This is a genomic window from Micromonospora sp. RTGN7, assembly GCF_033804645.1.
Classification (GTDB): domain Bacteria; phylum Actinomycetota; class Actinomycetes; order Mycobacteriales; family Micromonosporaceae; genus Micromonospora.
This window is the reverse complement of sequence record NZ_JAPZLF010000005.1, coordinates 89,111-103,419: the sequence shown is the minus strand read 5'-3', so window position 1 is coordinate 103,419 and position 14,309 is coordinate 89,111. Positions and strand designations below refer to the sequence as shown.

Here is a 14,309-nt window from a genome sequence, read left to right as displayed (position 1 = left end):
GTCCTCGTTCCTCATGATGGTCACAGCCCCTCAGCCAGCGGGCCGAGGGCGAGCGCGGGCAGGAAGGTCAGCGCGACGAGGATCACCGTGACACCGACGACCATCCCGACGAACAACGGTCGGTGGGTCGGCAGGGTGCCCTCGGAGGCAGGGGTGGGCGCCTGACGGGCCAGGGAGCCGGCCAGGGCGAGGACGAAGATGATCGGCAGGAACCGGCCCAGCAGCATGCACAACCCCAGCGCGGTGTCCCACCACGTGGTGTTGACCGTGATACCGCCGAACGCGGAGCCGTTGTTGTTGCTGGCCGAGGTGAACGCGTACAGCACCTCGGAGAGGCCGTGCCGGCCGACGTTCAGCGCCGTGGAGTTGTTGCCCGTGGCGAACGCTGTCGCCGTGCCGACCAGCACCAGCGTGGGGGTGATCAGGAAGTACAGCGACGCGAACTTGATCTCCCGCGAGCCGATCTTCTTGCCCAGGTACTCCGGGGTCCGCCCCACCATCAACCCGGCCACGAAGACGGTGATCACCGCGAGGATGAGCAGGCCGTACAGGCCCGAACCGGTGCCACCGGGCGCGACCTCGCCGAGCATCATGTTGACCATCGTCATCATCCCGCCCAGCGAGGTGAACGAGTCGTGGAACGAGTTCACCGCCCCGGTCGAGGTCAACGTGGTCGCGGCGGCGAAGGTCGCCGAGTTCGACACGTCGAAGCGCACCTCCTTGCCCTCCAGCGCGACACCGACCGCCTGTGGCACCGTGCCGTCGCCGGTCAGCTCGAAGACGTTGGTCAGGGTGACGCTGGCCAACGCGAGGATCGCCATCACGGCGGCGATCGCGTAGCCCTGCCGGTTCTGCCCGACCATCCGGCCGAACACCCGGGGCAGGCTGAACGGGATGAGCAGGATCAGGAAGATCTGCCACCAGTTCGTCCAGGCCGTCGGGTTCTCGAACGGGTGGGCGCTGTTGACGTTGTAGAAGCCGCCGCCGTTCGTGCCCAGCACCTTGATCACCTCCTGGCTGGCCACTGGGCCGCCGGTTATGTGCTGTGAGCCGCCGGTCAGCGTGGTGACGTCGGTGCCGGCCGACAGGTTCTGCACCGCCCCACCGAGCATCAGGGCGAGGGCGCCCAGCACCGCGATCGGCAGCAGGATCCGCAGAACGATCCGGACCAGGTCCACCCAGAAGTTGCCCAACTCGCCCGTGCGGCTGCGGGCGAACCCGCGCACCAGGGCGACCGCGACGGCGATGCCGACGCCTGCGGAGACGAAGTTCTGCACCGCCAGCCCGGCCATCTGCACCAGGTGGCCCATCGTCGACTCACCCGAGTACGACTGCCAGTTCGTGTTGGTCACGAACGACACCGCCGTGTTCCACGCGCCGTGCGGCACCACCGGGTCGAAGCCCAGTGAGAGCCAGAGGTGATGCTGCAGCCGCTGGAACGCGTAGAGAAACAGCACCGAGACCCCGGAGAAGGCCAGCACGCTGCGGGCGTACACGCCCCAGGACTGCTCGGCCGCCGGGTTCACCCCCACCACGCGGTAGATCCCACGCTCGACCCGGGACTGCCCGGTGCCGGAGACCACCCGGAACATGTAGTCACCGAGGGGCTTGTGCACAGCGACCAGGGCCGCCACCAGGGACAGGACGAAGACGACGCCTGCCGTTGTCATGGTCATCAGAACCGCTCCGGGAACAGCAGGGCAACCACCAGGAAGACCCCCAGGCCGATCGCGAGCACCAGGCCCACGGCGTTGACGGCGCTCACAGCTTCTCCACCGCCCGCACCACCAGGGCAAGCGCCGCGAACAGCGCCAGCGTCAACACCACGAACAGCACGTCAGACACTGCTGGCTCCTCTTACCGGAATTGATTTCCCCACGACCGCCATCCGGTCGCGCCGGGCAATCACACGCCTCGCCGTCGCCGCCCAACAGGGTCCTTGACGCGACCATGACGGCGCCCGCCGGTTTCTTGACGCCCTTTTAACGCGCGGGCGTTGATCAGGTGAAACAGGTCACCGGCGGAGCTACGGCCGCAGCCCACGGGCAGCCGGGGCCGACCGGATACCCTCCCGTCGTGACGCATGAGAACGAGATCACCGAGCCGATCGACCTGTGCCTTCCGGGCGGGCGGCTCCACCCCGCCGCGGTGGGCTGGAGCCGCCGCCCGGTGCACCGGGCGAACCTGCGTGGCTGGGGCCGCAACAAGCGCTGGGAATACTGGGGAATCGTCACCCCGAGCCACATCGTCAGCCTGGTCGCCTCGTCGCTGGACTACGCGGGCGTACACAGCGTCTACGTGCTCGACCGGACGACGAAGGTCGAGATCGACCGGAATGCGGTGGTCCCCTTCGCCCGGGGCGCGTTCTTCCCGCCAGTCAGCGGGCTGGGCGCCGTGCGGGCCCGCGGCGGCGGACTCTCGATCGACATCGACCAGCAGGCGTCGGGAACCACGATCCGGGCCACCGCCCCCGGGCTGGAGGTCGATCTCGTGGTGCCGCTGCCAGCGGGGCACGAGTCGCTCGGGGTGGTGGTGCCCTGGAGCGCCCGCCGGTTCCAGTACACGGTCAAGGACCTCGGCCGTCCGGTGCGCGGCACCGTGCGGGTCAACGGGGTGGACCATCCGGTCGACGAGTCGGACTCCTTCGCCGTCCTCGACCACGGCCGCGGCAAGTGGCCGTACGCGATCCGTTGGAACTGGGCCGCCGGCAGCGGCCCGGGTCGGGCGATCCAGCTCGGCGGCCGGTGGACCGACGGCACCGGCTCGACCGAGAACGGCCTCTTCGTCGACGGCCGGTTGCACAAGATCGGTGACGAGTTGCGCTGGGAGTACGACCGCACCGACTGGCTGCGGCCGTGGCGGATCAGCGGCGAGCGGGTGGGGGCGGAGTTCCACCCCTTCCACGAGAAGATCGCCCGGACCAACCTCGGTGTGCTCGCCAACGAGACGCACCAGTGCTTCGGGCACTTCACCGGCTGGGCGGCAGCCGACGACGGCGAGCGGGTCGACCTCTCCGGCCTGGTCGGCTGGGCCGAGGAGGCCCGCAACCGCTGGTAGCGGCACGGAGCGGCGGTGGCGTCGACCACCGGCGGCGGCCCGGCCGAGGAGGGCTCAGCCGAGAGTGGCTCAGCCCGGCGGGTGACGCAGCCGGTCGTTGACCCGCCGGATGACCTCCTCGGGCAGCTTGAGCACCCGCCGGTCGTAGCTGAACAGGCCGTTCAGTTCGTCCTCCACATCGGATAGTTGGGTATAGACGGTGGCCGCGAGGCCGGCCGGGATCGCAGGCCCGATCTGCTCGTCGTGCAGTCGGGTGAACGCCTCGGCCAGCTCGGCGGCGGTACGGCAGCGCTTGTACCCGAACTCGGCCGGCCCGAAGGTGTGCCCGTCGACACTCAGGGTGTAGCCGCCGTACTCGGAGAGCACCAGGGCCCGCCGGTCCCGGCCCGGCGCGGCATCGGCGCGGACCGCTCCCCCGCCCGGCCCGGCGTCGCGTCGTGGCCGACGCCCGGTCGCGCGGAATCGGCGGAAGTAGACGTGCAGGCTACGCAGGTCGCCCCCGCCCTGATCGTGCCAGCCGCTGGCGTGGTCGACGGTACGGGTCGGGTCGAGGGCGGCCACCTCCCGGGCGACCTCGGCAGCGTCGAACTGCCCCCAGCCCTCGTTGAACGGCACCCAGACGGCGATGCTCACCACGTTGCGCAGGTGCTCGACGGTCTCGCGCACCTCGGCGCGGAACTCGTCCCGCCCGGCCGCCTCGGCGCGGCCGAACCAGCGCCGCCACCGGCCCCGGTCGGGCAGCCGCAGCGGCGTCAGCACCGGCGCGGTGACCACCAGCGGGCGGTACGCGTCGCCGCCGTTGACCATGTCCTGCCAGACCAGCATGCCGAGTCGGTCGCAGTGGTGGTACCAGCGCAGCGGCTCGATCTTGATGTGTTTGCGCAGCATGGTGAAGCCGAGCCGCTTCATCGCGGCGATGTCGGCGACCATCGCCGCGTCCGACGGCGCGGTGTAGAGGCCGTCCGGCCAGTAGCCCTGGTCGAGCACCCCGGCGTGGAAGTACGGCTCCCCGTTGAGCAACAGCCGCGGTACCCCGTTCGCGTCCGGCCCGACACCGAACGAGCGCATCCCGACGTAGCCACGGACCCGGTCGTCGCCGTAGTCGACGGTCACGTCGTACAGGAACGGGTCCTCGGGTGTCCAGGGGCGTGCCTCGGGCAGCGGCAGGCGCACGGCGGTCCCGGCGACGGCGCCCGCCTCGGCGACCACGACGCCGGCGGCCAGGATCCGGATCTCCGCGTCGCCCACGGTCGCGTCGCCCACGGTCGTGTCGGCGTGCACGGTCACCTCGACACAGCCCCGCGCCAGGTGGGGCGTGAGGGTAAGCCGCTCGACGTGGGCGGTGGGAACGCACTCGGCCCAGACGGTCTGCCAGATCCCGGACTGGGCGGTGTACCAGATGCCGCCCCGGTGCAGCTTCTGCTTGCCGCGCGCGTGCCAGCTCGTGTCGCTGTCGTCGCGCACCGCGACGACCAGCACGTTCTCGCCGTCGCGCAGCGCGTCGGTGAGGTCGGCACGTACCGGCAGGTAGCCGCCGGTGCGCCCGCCGACGGGCACCCCGTTGAGCAGGACGGAGCAGGTCTGGTCCACCGCGCCGAAGTGCAGCAGCACCCGGTGGCCGGGCCGGTGGAAGCCGTCGGGCAGCCGCACCGTGCGGCGGTACCAGAGGGTCTGGCCGGGCAGCAGTTGCCGCCCCACCCCGGACAGCGGCGCCTCCGGGGAGAACGGCACCAGGATCTCCCCGTCGTAGCGCGCCGGCTCACGGGCGTCGTCGGTGATGGCGTACGCCCACCGGCCGTTGAGGTTGAGGTAGCTGTCGCGGACCAGCTGCGGGCGCGGATATTCCGGCAGCACCCGGTCGGGGTCGAGCGCCTCGCCCCACTCGGTCGTCAGCGTCACGCCTCGGCCCTCCCCTCCCGGCGGCGCAGCGCCAGCACCGGCACGACGATGAGCGCAAGCACGGCCAGCGCCATCAGGAAGATGCCCGGCGTCGGCACCTGCTTGATCACCCCCAGGTCCTGGTACGTCTCGTCGGCGTTACTGATCACCGCCGCACCCAGGTACGGGCCGATCAGCATCGGGATCAGGATGGCGAAGACCATCCGGAGCCCCTGTACGTGACCGGCCCGCTCCGGCGGCGAGTGGTCCCGCACCAGCGCGCCCAGTGGCGCCAGCACCAGCATGAAGCCGGACATCATCACGATCCCGGCGCCGATGACCGGCAGCGTGCCCCGGGCCAGGAACATCAGCAGCAGACCGGTGCCGTAGACCGCCGCGGCCGGCAGCAGGAACCGGACCTTGCCGACCCGGTCGATCACCCGACCGGAGAGCACGCTGAGGACCGACGCGGTCACCAGCACGGTGGCGAGCACCACGGCGTACCCGTCGACCCGCAGGTAGCGCTGCAGGTAGATGACCAGGTACGGCAGGAAGACCTGCGTCGAGACGCCCCAGACCGACCAGGCGGCCAGGGCCAGGTAGAGGCCAGGGTTGGTGCGCATAGCGGACGGCCGCAGGCCGTGGACCACCGCGCGCAGGTAACCGTTGTCGTTGCGTACCAGGGTGGGGCTCTCCTCGACCAGGAACCAGGCGGCGACGCCGGCCACGGCCATCACCGCCCCGATGATCAGGAAGAAGGTCCGCCAGTCACCGGCGCGGGCCAGCCCGTCGAAGCCGCCGAAGATCACCAGCATGGAGAGCAGCGGCATGATCGCCAGCACCGCCTCGACCCGGCCACGGTTGGCCGGCCGGGTCACATCGGTCACCCAGGCCTGGAACGCCGCATCGTTGGCACCCGAGCCGAGGAACGACATCAGGCAGTCCAGCGCGATCACCGCGATCACGGTGAGCAGGACGACGTTCGCCACCGGCGCGATGTCACCCGTCGCGCCCACGGTGAGGAAGCCGAACGCGGCGGTGCAGACGCCCCAGAGCAGATAGCCGCCCGCGACGAACACCCGGCGCCGCCCGAGGCGGTCGGAGAGCGCGCCCAGCAGCAGGGTGGCGAGCGTCGCGGTGGCGGCGCTGGCGGCGACCATCGTGGCGATCACGGTCGGGTCGTCGGTGACCGTGTCGTAGACGAAGAGGTTCAGGTAGATGTTCTCGACCGTCCAGGCCAGCTGGCCGACCAGGCCGAGCAGCACCACCGCGACCCAGGCCCGCGGCCGTAGCCGGGCGGGGTCCTCGGCGGGTGGGCGGGCGGTGCTGCCGACGTCGGCGCGCGGCGGGGCCGGGGGCGGCACCGGGTACGGGACGGACATGGCGGCCTCCTCGGCGGTCAGCACATGATGAACCACTCCTACCGCCTGCGAGAACGGGGTCCGCCCGGTGCTGCCGGCCGAGCACCTTCCGTTGGCTCCGCGAGCCGGGCGGCCCACGCCGGGCGACCCATTGCCTCGATACTCAACTTTGTTGGGCCGGGTGGGCGCGCAGGGTGTGCCCACCCGGCGGCTCACACCAGGAGGCTCGACCTCAGGTCCGCGCCCAGATTCACCGCGCCGACCACCCGGTCCTCGGCCGGGTCGTGGACGTCGACGGTGTTGTTGCGCCGCATCAGTTCCCGCACCGCAGGCGGCAGCGGGGGTGGACCCTCCATGGCCGCGCGGAGCTGCCGGGCGGTCGAGATCAGCCGCTCGACCAGGGAGGCGGCGTCGGTGTCCACCCGGACCCGGCCGTACTCCCAGCCGGCGACGGTGAGGTCGAACAGCTCGAACACGTGGGCCAACAGCGCGCCCGGGTCGGTGGCCTGCACGGCGCGAGAGGCCCGGGCGCCGACGACCGTGACGGCCGCGGCCACCTGCACGTACGGGTGGAAGCCACCCGGCAGCGCGAAGAGGGGCCAGCGCAGCTCCCGCTCGGCCGCCTGCCACAACGGCCGGTAGTTGCGGCGGTCGACCACGAGTCGACGACCGGTACGCCGGTGCAGGTCGAACGCCTGCGCGAGAAGCGCCGCATGGGCCTCTTCGGCGACCTCACGCACGATCCTGGTCGCCGCGGCCAGACCGTCGTCGCCGTCCAGCGCCCGGATGACCGCAGCCACCTGGTCGGGAATCGCGGCCTGTCCGCCGGTGCCGAACCGGTGCCGGACCTCATCCAGCAGCGCCTCCTGCCGGCCCGGATCGAGCTGGACCCGTTTCCCACCCAGCATCAGCCGGAGCCACCGCATGTCGCCTCGTCTCAGCAGCCGCCTCGCAACGCCGTCATGTTAACCGAGACCCCCAGCCCTCCCGGTGGCCTGTCCCGGCTTCGACGCACCGGACCGACCGGCGGCAGGGGCTTGCCACGAGGAAGCGGATGCTGATTCGATCCTCGCGGGGCGTACCGGGGCACTGAGCCGTCGCGGCCCCGGCACCGTCCCGGGCGTCGTTGCCCTCGTCCACCGCGCTGGGAGTCCCGCTGTGACCACACACGAGGTGTTCAACCAGGTACCCCCGCTGATCGGCCACGACGCGGCGGAGGACGCCACGCTGCTCGCCGGGCTCGATCGGGAGGGCGCCGGCTGGTCCACCGCCGCGCTGCGCGAGTTGGGCCGGCTCGCCGGCACGGAGGAGGCGATCGAGCAGGGACGGCTGGCCAACGAGCATCCGCCGGTGCTGCGCACCCACGACCGCTACGGCCACCGGATCGACGAGGTGGAGTTCCACCCGGCCTGGCACGAGCTCATGCGCACCGCAGTGGAGCACGGTCTGCACGCCGCCCCGTGGGCGGACGACCGGCCGGGGGCGCACGTCGCCCGGGCCGCGAAGTTCTACACCTGGCGGACCGACGCCGGCCACGGCTGCCCGATCTCGATGACCTACGCGGCGGTGCCCGCCCTGCGGCACGCTCCGGAGCTGGCCGCGCGCTACGAGCCCCTGCTCACCACGACGAGCTACGACTTCGGGCTGCGCGCGCCGCAGACCAAGCGGGGGCTGTTGGCCGGCATGTCGATGACGGAGAAGCAGGGCGGATCGGATGTCCGCGCCAACACCACCGTCGCCCGACCCGAGCCGGACGGCAGCTACCGGCTGGTCGGGCACAAGTGGTTCACCTCCGCGCCGATGTGCGACCTCTTCCTCACCCTCGCCCAGGCGCCGGGCGGGCTCACCTGCTTCCTGGTCCCCCGGGTTCTGCCCGACGGCACCCGCAACGCCCTGCGGCTCATGCGCCTGAAGGACAAGCTCGGCAACCGGTCCAACGCCTCCGCCGAGGTGGAGTACGAACACGCGGTCGCCTGGCGCGTCGGAGACGAGGGGTGTGGCGTTCGCACCATCCTCGACATGGTCAACCTGACCCGTCTCGACTGCGTGATCGGCGCGGCGGCCGGGATGCGTCAGGGCGTGCTCACCGCCGTGCACCACGCCACCCACCGGCGGACCTTCGGCGCGTACCTGGTGGAGCAGCCGCTGATGCGCAACGTGCTCGCCGACCTGACGATCGAGTCCGAGGCCGCGACGACCCTCATGCTGCGGCTCGCCGGGGCCACCGACCGGGCCTCCCGGGGCGACGCCGCCGAGACCGCTTTCAAACGGATCGCCCTCGCGATCGGCAAGTACTGGGTCTGCAAGCGGTGGCCGGGCCACGCCGCCGAGGCCCTGGAGTGCCTGGGCGGCAACGGGTACGTCGAGGAGTCCGGGATGCCTCGTCTGTTCCGCGAGTCCCCACTGAACTCGATCTGGGAGGGCTCCGGCAACGTCGCCGCGCTGGACGTGCTCCGTGCTCTCACCCGGGTACCGGAGACGATGGACGCCTTCCGCGCCGAGGTGTCCGCGGCGGCCGGCGGGGACGCCCGGCTCGACGCCGCGGTTCGGCAGGTCCAGGACGAGCTGGCCTCCCCCGACGACCTGGAGTTGCGGGCCCGCCGGGTCGTCGAGCGGCTCGCCCTCGTCCTGCAGGGCGCGCTGCTCGTGCGCCACGGCCATCCCGCCGTCGCCGACGCCTTCTGCGCCACGCGCCTCGGCGGCGACCATGGCCAGGCGTACGGCACCCTGCCGGCGGGGGTCGACTTCGCGGCGATCATCGCCCGGGCGACCCCCAAGACGGCTGCCCCGCAGCGGTGAGTGGGAACGACCGCCGTCATCGTCACCTCCATCTGCCGCGAGCGCCTGCTCGCCGCGGTGGGCAACCCGTTATGAGGGCTGACTGCCCGGGCGGGTCAACGGATCCAGGATCGGCGAAGACTGCGGTCGCGTGGAAATTGGCACGGCGGGCGGGAAGCAGGCCGGCGAACATCCCGACCCAGGAAACGCGCGATCGCTCATGATCAGAAGATTCCGTGAAACCGGGAGAACCTCACTTCGGGACCACGAGATCGGGCACGCTCCAGGAGCGCCACAGCTGGCTGTACCGGCCCCCAGCCGCCAGCAACTGGCCGTGCGTGCCCTGCTCGACGACGCGCCCGTGCTCCAGGACGACGACGCGGTCCGCGGTGGCCGCCTGGCTGAGCCGGTGGGCGACGATCAGCGTGGTGCGGCCCTCGGTGGCCGCTGCGGCGGCGCGGTCGAGGTCGCGCGCGCCCGCGCTGCCCGCCTCGGCGGTGGCCTCGTCGAGCACCGCGACGACCGGGTCGGCGAGGACGAGACGAGCCAGGGCGAGCTGCTGGGCCCGGGCGGCGGTGAGGTGCCGCCCGCCCTCCCCCACGCTCGCGGCGAGGCCGTCGGGCAGGGTACGGAGCCAGCCGGCGGCACCGACGAGGTCGAGGGCGGCGGTCACCTCGGCGTCGGTGGCGTCCGGGTCGGCCAGGCGCAGGTCATCACCGAGCGACCCGGCGAAGACGTGCACCTCCTGGCTGATCAGGGCGATCTCGCGACGGAGCCGGTGCTCGCCCAGCTGGGTCAGCGGCACGCCGCGCAGGTGCACCGAGCCGTGAGTGGGCGCGATGATCCCGGCGGCGATGCCGGCGAGTGTGCTCTTTCCGGCCCCACTGGCTCCGACGAGAGCGACGCGTTCCCCGGGTGCGAGACGGAGGTCGATGTCCTGCAGCACCACGGGTCCGTCGTCGTAGCTGTGCCGGGCGACGACCACCTCCAGCGTCGCCGGCTCAGGCCTGCCCGGCCCTGTCGTCACGGCCCGCCCCTGACGATCGGGCCCGGCCGTGCTGGAGTCCTGCGTGGTAGGCACCCCTGTGCCGTCGGTCGAGTCGGAACCTGGCAGTAGGGAGACGCCGACGAGCCGGGCGAGGCTCGCCCCGGCCTGCAGCACGGCGTCCGACTGGAGCAGCAGCAGGCCGATCGGGTTGAAAAGGCGGTGGAAGTAGAGCGCTGCGGTGGTGGCCGCCCCGACGGTGGCCAGGTCGTCGCGGACCAGCAGAAAACCGGCGAGCAGCACGGCAGCGAGCCCCACGAACTCCGCCCGGTTGAGCCGCAGCCCGAATCGCGTGTGCAGGCCGAAGATCTCCAACGACAGGTCGCGGGCCACGGCGGAGCGATCGGCGATCCGGGCGACGTGGGCGTCTTCCATCCGGTAGGCGCGCACCGTCGCCGCACCGCGCAGTGATCCGGCCATCGCCTGTGCCCGCTCGCCGGTGGCCACCCGCTCACGCACGTAGTACGGAACCGACCGCTTCAGGTACCAGTACAGCGCCAACGCGTAGGCGGGGGCAGCGGCCAGCCCTGCGAGGCCGAGCCGCCAGTCGAGGACGAATAGCCCCGCCGCGGTCAACACGATGGAGAGCAGCGCGCCGAGGAAGGCGGGCCCGCTGGTGGTGATCACATTCGTCACCACGGCCACGTCGTCGCCGGCGCGGGCCACCAGGTCTCCGGTCCCGGCCCGCTCCAGCGTGGCCGACGGCAGGTGCAGGGCACGGTCGAGGACCCGCTCCCGAAGCCGCGCCAGCACGGTCTCGCCGAGGCGTCCGGCGACCGCGGCTCCGACTGCGGTGAGCAGGCCGGCGAGCACCGCGGCACCCGCAATCACACCCGCCCAGGCCACGATCCGTGACGTGTCGGAGGCGGCGATGACGTCGTCGACGAGGCGGCCGAGCACCCACGGGGCGACGAGCCCGGTCGCGGCCGCGGCGACCAGCAACGTGACGGCGACGGCGCTGAGCCCGGGCAGCCGGGCGAACTCGGCCTTCAACGCGGCCCAGGTCTGCCCGGCGGTGGCCGTCGGCAGCAGCCGCCGGGGCTCGACGTCGGCCATGGTCGACTCGTCGGTCACCGTAGAACCTCCTCCCGGTAGCGGGCGTCGCTGGCGAGCAGCTGCTCGTGAGAGCCCTCGGCGACGACCCGTCCACTGTCGATCACGGCCACCCGGTGCGCGATCCGCAGCAGGGCCGGGCTACTGGTGACCAGCACCGTGCCGCGCTCCGCCGTCGCGCGAACCGCGGCCAGCCCCTCGGCGACCAGCGCCTCGGTCACCGCGTCGACCGCCGTGGTGGGATCGTGCAGCACCAGCACCGGCGGGTCGGCGGCGAGCGCCCTGGCCAGCCCGATGCGCTGGCGCTGCCCGCCGGACAGGTTCGCCCCCCGCTCGGTGAGCACGCGGTCCATGCCGTGCGGGTGCGCGGCGAGCACGTCCTCGGCCGCCGCAGCCCGCACCGCGGTGCGCAGGACCGCATCGTCGATGCTGGCGCCGGCGGCGAGATTGGTGCGCAGCGTCCCTTCGAACAAGGCCACGTCATGCTGCTCGACCAGCACCGCGCCGCGCAGGGCGTCGATGTGCAGCTCCTCGGCGGGCACGCCGTCGACGTACAGCGTCCCCCGGTAGTCCTCGCGGGGCACCCGGCCGGACAGCAGCGCGACAAGCGCCTCGGCCTCGCTCGGATCGTAGGCGAGTACACCCAGGACCTCACCGGCGCCGACGTGCAGGCAGACCCCGTCGAGTCCGGCGTACCCGACCGTGTCGAGGGTGAGTCGCGACGGGCTCGGGGCGGGCCGCCCGGCGTCGCCCGGCCGGACGAGCGGAGCGCCACCGAGCACCCGGGCCACCCGCCCGGCGGAGGCGCGGGCCATGGCGAACAGTTGCACGCAGTACCCGAGCGTCTGCACGGGCTCGGCGATGAACTGGGCCAGCCCGACGACGGCGACGAGTTCGCCGACAGTGAGCCGGCCCTCCAGCGCTAGCCAGCCGGCGACGCCGGCGACCGCCGCGAGGAAGAGGCCGTTGACGGTGGTGGTGAGCCCGAGGTGCAGGCCCTTGGTGGTGGCGGCGCGCAGGGTGACCTCGAGGGCGTGGCGGCTGGCGGCCGCGTACCGGCGTGCGGCGTGGTCCTGGGCGCCGATGCCACGCAACACCCGCAGGCCGGTGACGAGGTCCACAGCCAGCGAGGTGGTGGCGGCGAGAGCCTCCTGCTGGGAGGCGCTGCGCCGGGTGAGCAGCGGCGTCATCCGCTGCAGGGCGAGGACCACCAGCGGCACCCCGATGAGCACCCCGAGGCCGAGCGGGACGTCGACGACGAGCAGCGCGACGGCGGCGACCACGACGGCGGTGAGCGCGGCCGCAGTGAGCCCCGCGACCCGCACGACGAGCGCGGACAGCTCGGCGTCGGAGGCGGTGACGGAGAGCAGATCGCCGTCGCGCAGGCCCGAACGGCGTCCGCGTGCGTCGAGGGCGCTCTCGGCGATCTCGACCCGCACCGCGTGTGCCTCATGCTCCACGGCGGCGTACGCCTGGCGAGCGCCGAACCGGTAGGCGAAGGCGAGCACGGTGAAGAGGGCGGCCAGACCGGCGAGCGAGAGCAGCAACGCGCGGAGGTCCCCGGTGGCGACCGCGCGGTCGATGATCACGCCGATCGCGACCGGAACGAGGGCCTCGGCGGCCTGGTGGGTGCAGAGCAGCGCGATTCCGGCCACCACCCGGCCACGCTGGCGGCGAAGGGCACGGCGCAGCACGACCCCACCGCTGATCTCGTCGCCCGCCACGAGCGTCAGCACCCTACGAGAACGAAGGAACATGTGCACACGAGCTACGTCCTCCCAGCGGTTGAGGGACAGGTTAGCCTGGCCTAAGGTCCGGTGGACTTCCCGGGTGGTGGTCCGCGTACCGGGTGACGACCCCCACGGGGTAGCGCGTGTCGAAGGCGAACTGGCCGGCGGCCGCGACGATGACCAGGATCCGGGTGCGTTCGAGGCGGACCCCGAGCGCCGCCGCGGTGTCGTCGCCCCGTTGCATCATGGACAGGTTGCGGGCCTGGCTCAGCAGCAGCGGAGCTCCGACGGCCACGGCGAGGGCCACCGGAACGGTCTCCTCCCAGGTACCCCGCATCGCCGAGGTGCAGTGTCGCGATCGCGAAGGCGGCCGCGGCGCTCGCGCCGGAGCTGATCTGGCCGGCTCCTCGGGTGATCTCCATTTCGGAGGGTAGCCCGCTATCGTTCTTGCGCGCGGGAGCCGCGCAGCGGACCCGCCGGCCTCAGCGTGCGGCGCCGCCCGGTCGACCCGGGCCGGTCCCCGAGCGCCGTTGACCGACGCGGGGAGCCCGTACCACCGGGGAGTTGCCGGACGCCGGGCGGAAATCCCGCCTCGCCGCGTCGGCCACCATGTCATCGGAATCGCGACCGAGGGCCTGCCGGATGTGCGGCGGGGTCAACTCGGATGTCGCCAACGCCAGTCGGACCTGCACCGAACGGTCGTCGACCAGGCGTTCCAGATCCGCCTCGTCGAGTTCGACCGCACGGACCAGCGCGACCCGGACGTCGACCACGGGGTCCTGGGCAAGCGCGCTGCGCTGCTCGGCGGTGGTCCGCGGATTGCGGGCGACCCCCTTGCGAACCCGCGCGGTGCGGTCGGCCATCAGGGCGGTGATCACATCGGGGTCGTGGGTGTGGGTGGCGAGTCGCTCCCGCACCTCGGGTGAGACGTCGGCGATCAGCCTGGCGGCCAACTCCGGCTCCAACTCCCGCGTCTCCGCGAGAAGACCGCGAAGCTCCTTGTCGGTTGCCTCCGCCATCACCAGGCGGACCGACTCGTCGCACGCCGGGTTGCTGGCGACGGCCCAGCGGACCCACCGGTCGGCGTCCTTCACCAGACGCAGGAGGTTGCCGACCGAGGTCGAGGGGTTCCTCGCGACGGCCTCCCGGACCTGACGATCGGGGTCGCGCGTCAGCGGTCGCAGCGCCTGCGCTGGTGCGTCGGCCCGGGCCGCGACCGCCTTACGGACCTCGGCCGACGCGTCGGACGCCAAGTCGATCAGGTTCATCTGTGGCGTTGCGGGGTCCAGCGCGAGGGCGAGCCCCGCCTCGACGCCGTCACCGCTCGCGCGGTGGGCGGTGGCACCTGACCCGGTGTGACGGTCGGGCCCGCCGACGTCCTGCTGCTTCCCCATGAGGCAATCATCT

Annotated in this window: 11 protein-coding genes; 2 read left to right on the top strand and 9 right to left on the bottom strand. The window is 72.4% G+C overall.

The window, feature by feature from the left end; all coding sequences use genetic code 11:
- Nucleotides 1-20: 20 nt before the first annotated feature.
- Both kdpA and kdpF read right to left on the bottom strand, forming a co-directional pair.
- The gene (gene kdpA / locus SNR22_RS09170; protein WP_320066075.1) at nucleotides 21-1,676 is read right to left on the bottom strand and encodes a potassium-transporting ATPase subunit KdpA; all 1,656 of its coding nucleotides are present in this window, start codon (nucleotides 1,674-1,676) and stop codon (nucleotides 21-23) included.
- Nucleotides 1,676-1,765 (bottom strand): K(+)-transporting ATPase subunit F, encoded by a 90-nt coding sequence (gene kdpF / locus SNR22_RS09165; RefSeq protein WP_036343797.1) that lies wholly within the window; start codon nucleotides 1,763-1,765, stop codon nucleotides 1,676-1,678. Before kdpF ends, kdpA begins: the two co-directional genes overlap by 1 nt.
- A 311-nt stretch (nucleotides 1,766-2,076) precedes the next feature.
- On the opposite strand from kdpF, the gene SNR22_RS09160 reads away from it, so the two are divergent.
- Nucleotides 2,077-3,057 (top strand): DUF2804 domain-containing protein, encoded by a 981-nt coding sequence (locus SNR22_RS09160; RefSeq protein ID WP_320066074.1) that lies wholly within the window; start codon nucleotides 2,077-2,079, stop codon nucleotides 3,055-3,057.
- A gap of 69 nt (nucleotides 3,058-3,126) precedes the next feature.
- Here SNR22_RS09160 and SNR22_RS09155 read toward each other — a convergent pair whose 3' ends face one another.
- The 3 genes from SNR22_RS09155 to SNR22_RS09145 form a co-directional block, all read right to left on the bottom strand.
- Nucleotides 3,127-4,956 carry a glycoside hydrolase family 2 protein gene (locus tag SNR22_RS09155; RefSeq protein ID WP_320066073.1) on the bottom strand — a complete coding sequence of 610 codons (1,830 nt, stop codon included), beginning with the start codon at nucleotides 4,954-4,956 and terminating at the stop codon, nucleotides 3,127-3,129.
- On the bottom strand, nucleotides 4,953-6,317 hold the full coding sequence (locus SNR22_RS09150; RefSeq protein WP_320066072.1) for an MFS transporter: 1,365 nt from the start codon (nucleotides 6,315-6,317) through the stop codon (nucleotides 4,953-4,955). The genes SNR22_RS09155 and SNR22_RS09150 overlap by 4 nt, the downstream gene beginning before the upstream one ends.
- A gap of 191 nt (nucleotides 6,318-6,508) precedes the next feature.
- The gene (locus tag SNR22_RS09145; protein ID WP_320066071.1) at nucleotides 6,509-7,222 is read right to left on the bottom strand and encodes a hypothetical protein; all 714 of its coding nucleotides are present in this window, start codon (nucleotides 7,220-7,222) and stop codon (nucleotides 6,509-6,511) included.
- 232 nt (nucleotides 7,223-7,454) lie between these two features.
- On the opposite strand from SNR22_RS09145, the gene SNR22_RS09140 reads away from it, so the two are divergent.
- Nucleotides 7,455-9,095 carry an isovaleryl-CoA dehydrogenase gene (locus SNR22_RS09140; RefSeq protein WP_320066070.1) on the top strand — a complete coding sequence of 547 codons (1,641 nt, stop codon included), beginning with the start codon at nucleotides 7,455-7,457 and terminating at the stop codon, nucleotides 9,093-9,095.
- A gap of 232 nt (nucleotides 9,096-9,327) precedes the next feature.
- Here SNR22_RS09140 and SNR22_RS09135 read toward each other — a convergent pair whose 3' ends face one another.
- The 4 genes from SNR22_RS09135 to SNR22_RS09120 form a co-directional block, all read right to left on the bottom strand.
- Complete coding sequence (locus SNR22_RS09135; protein ID WP_320066301.1) at nucleotides 9,328-11,175, bottom strand: ABC transporter ATP-binding protein; 1,848 nt, start codon at nucleotides 11,173-11,175, stop codon at nucleotides 9,328-9,330.
- A gap of 14 nt (nucleotides 11,176-11,189) precedes the next feature.
- The gene (locus tag SNR22_RS09130) at nucleotides 11,190-12,908 is read right to left on the bottom strand and encodes an ABC transporter ATP-binding protein (protein WP_320066069.1); all 1,719 of its coding nucleotides are present in this window, start codon (nucleotides 12,906-12,908) and stop codon (nucleotides 11,190-11,192) included.
- 61 nt (nucleotides 12,909-12,969) lie between these two features.
- The gene (locus SNR22_RS09125; RefSeq protein WP_320066068.1) at nucleotides 12,970-13,239 is read right to left on the bottom strand and encodes an iron chelate uptake ABC transporter family permease subunit; all 270 of its coding nucleotides are present in this window, start codon (nucleotides 13,237-13,239) and stop codon (nucleotides 12,970-12,972) included.
- 145 nt (nucleotides 13,240-13,384) lie between these two features.
- Complete coding sequence (locus SNR22_RS09120; RefSeq protein ID WP_320066067.1) at nucleotides 13,385-14,296, bottom strand: hypothetical protein; 912 nt, start codon at nucleotides 14,294-14,296, stop codon at nucleotides 13,385-13,387.
- Between the last annotated feature and the right edge of the window lie 13 nt (nucleotides 14,297-14,309).

What these genes read in the sequence shown, in the direction of transcription:
- kdpA (WP_320066075.1), bottom strand. Translation starts at nt 1,676, where the DNA reads ATGACCATGACAACGGCAGGCGTCGTCTTCGTCCTGTCCCTGGTGGCG.
- SNR22_RS09150 (WP_320066072.1), bottom strand. Translation starts at nt 6,317, where the DNA reads ATGTCCGTCCCGTACCCGGTGCCGCCCCCGGCCCCGCCGCGCGCCGAC.
- SNR22_RS09145 (WP_320066071.1), bottom strand. Translation starts at nt 7,222, where the DNA reads ATGCGGTGGCTCCGGCTGATGCTGGGTGGGAAACGGGTCCAGCTCGAT.
- SNR22_RS09135 (WP_320066301.1), bottom strand. Translation starts at nt 11,175, where the DNA reads ATGGCCGACGTCGAGCCCCGGCGGCTGCTGCCGACGGCCACCGCCGGG.
- SNR22_RS09125 (WP_320066068.1), bottom strand. Translation starts at nt 13,239, where the DNA reads ATGCGGGGTACCTGGGAGGAGACCGTTCCGGTGGCCCTCGCCGTGGCC.
- SNR22_RS09120 (WP_320066067.1), bottom strand. Translation starts at nt 14,296, where the DNA reads ATGGGGAAGCAGCAGGACGTCGGCGGGCCCGACCGTCACACCGGGTCA.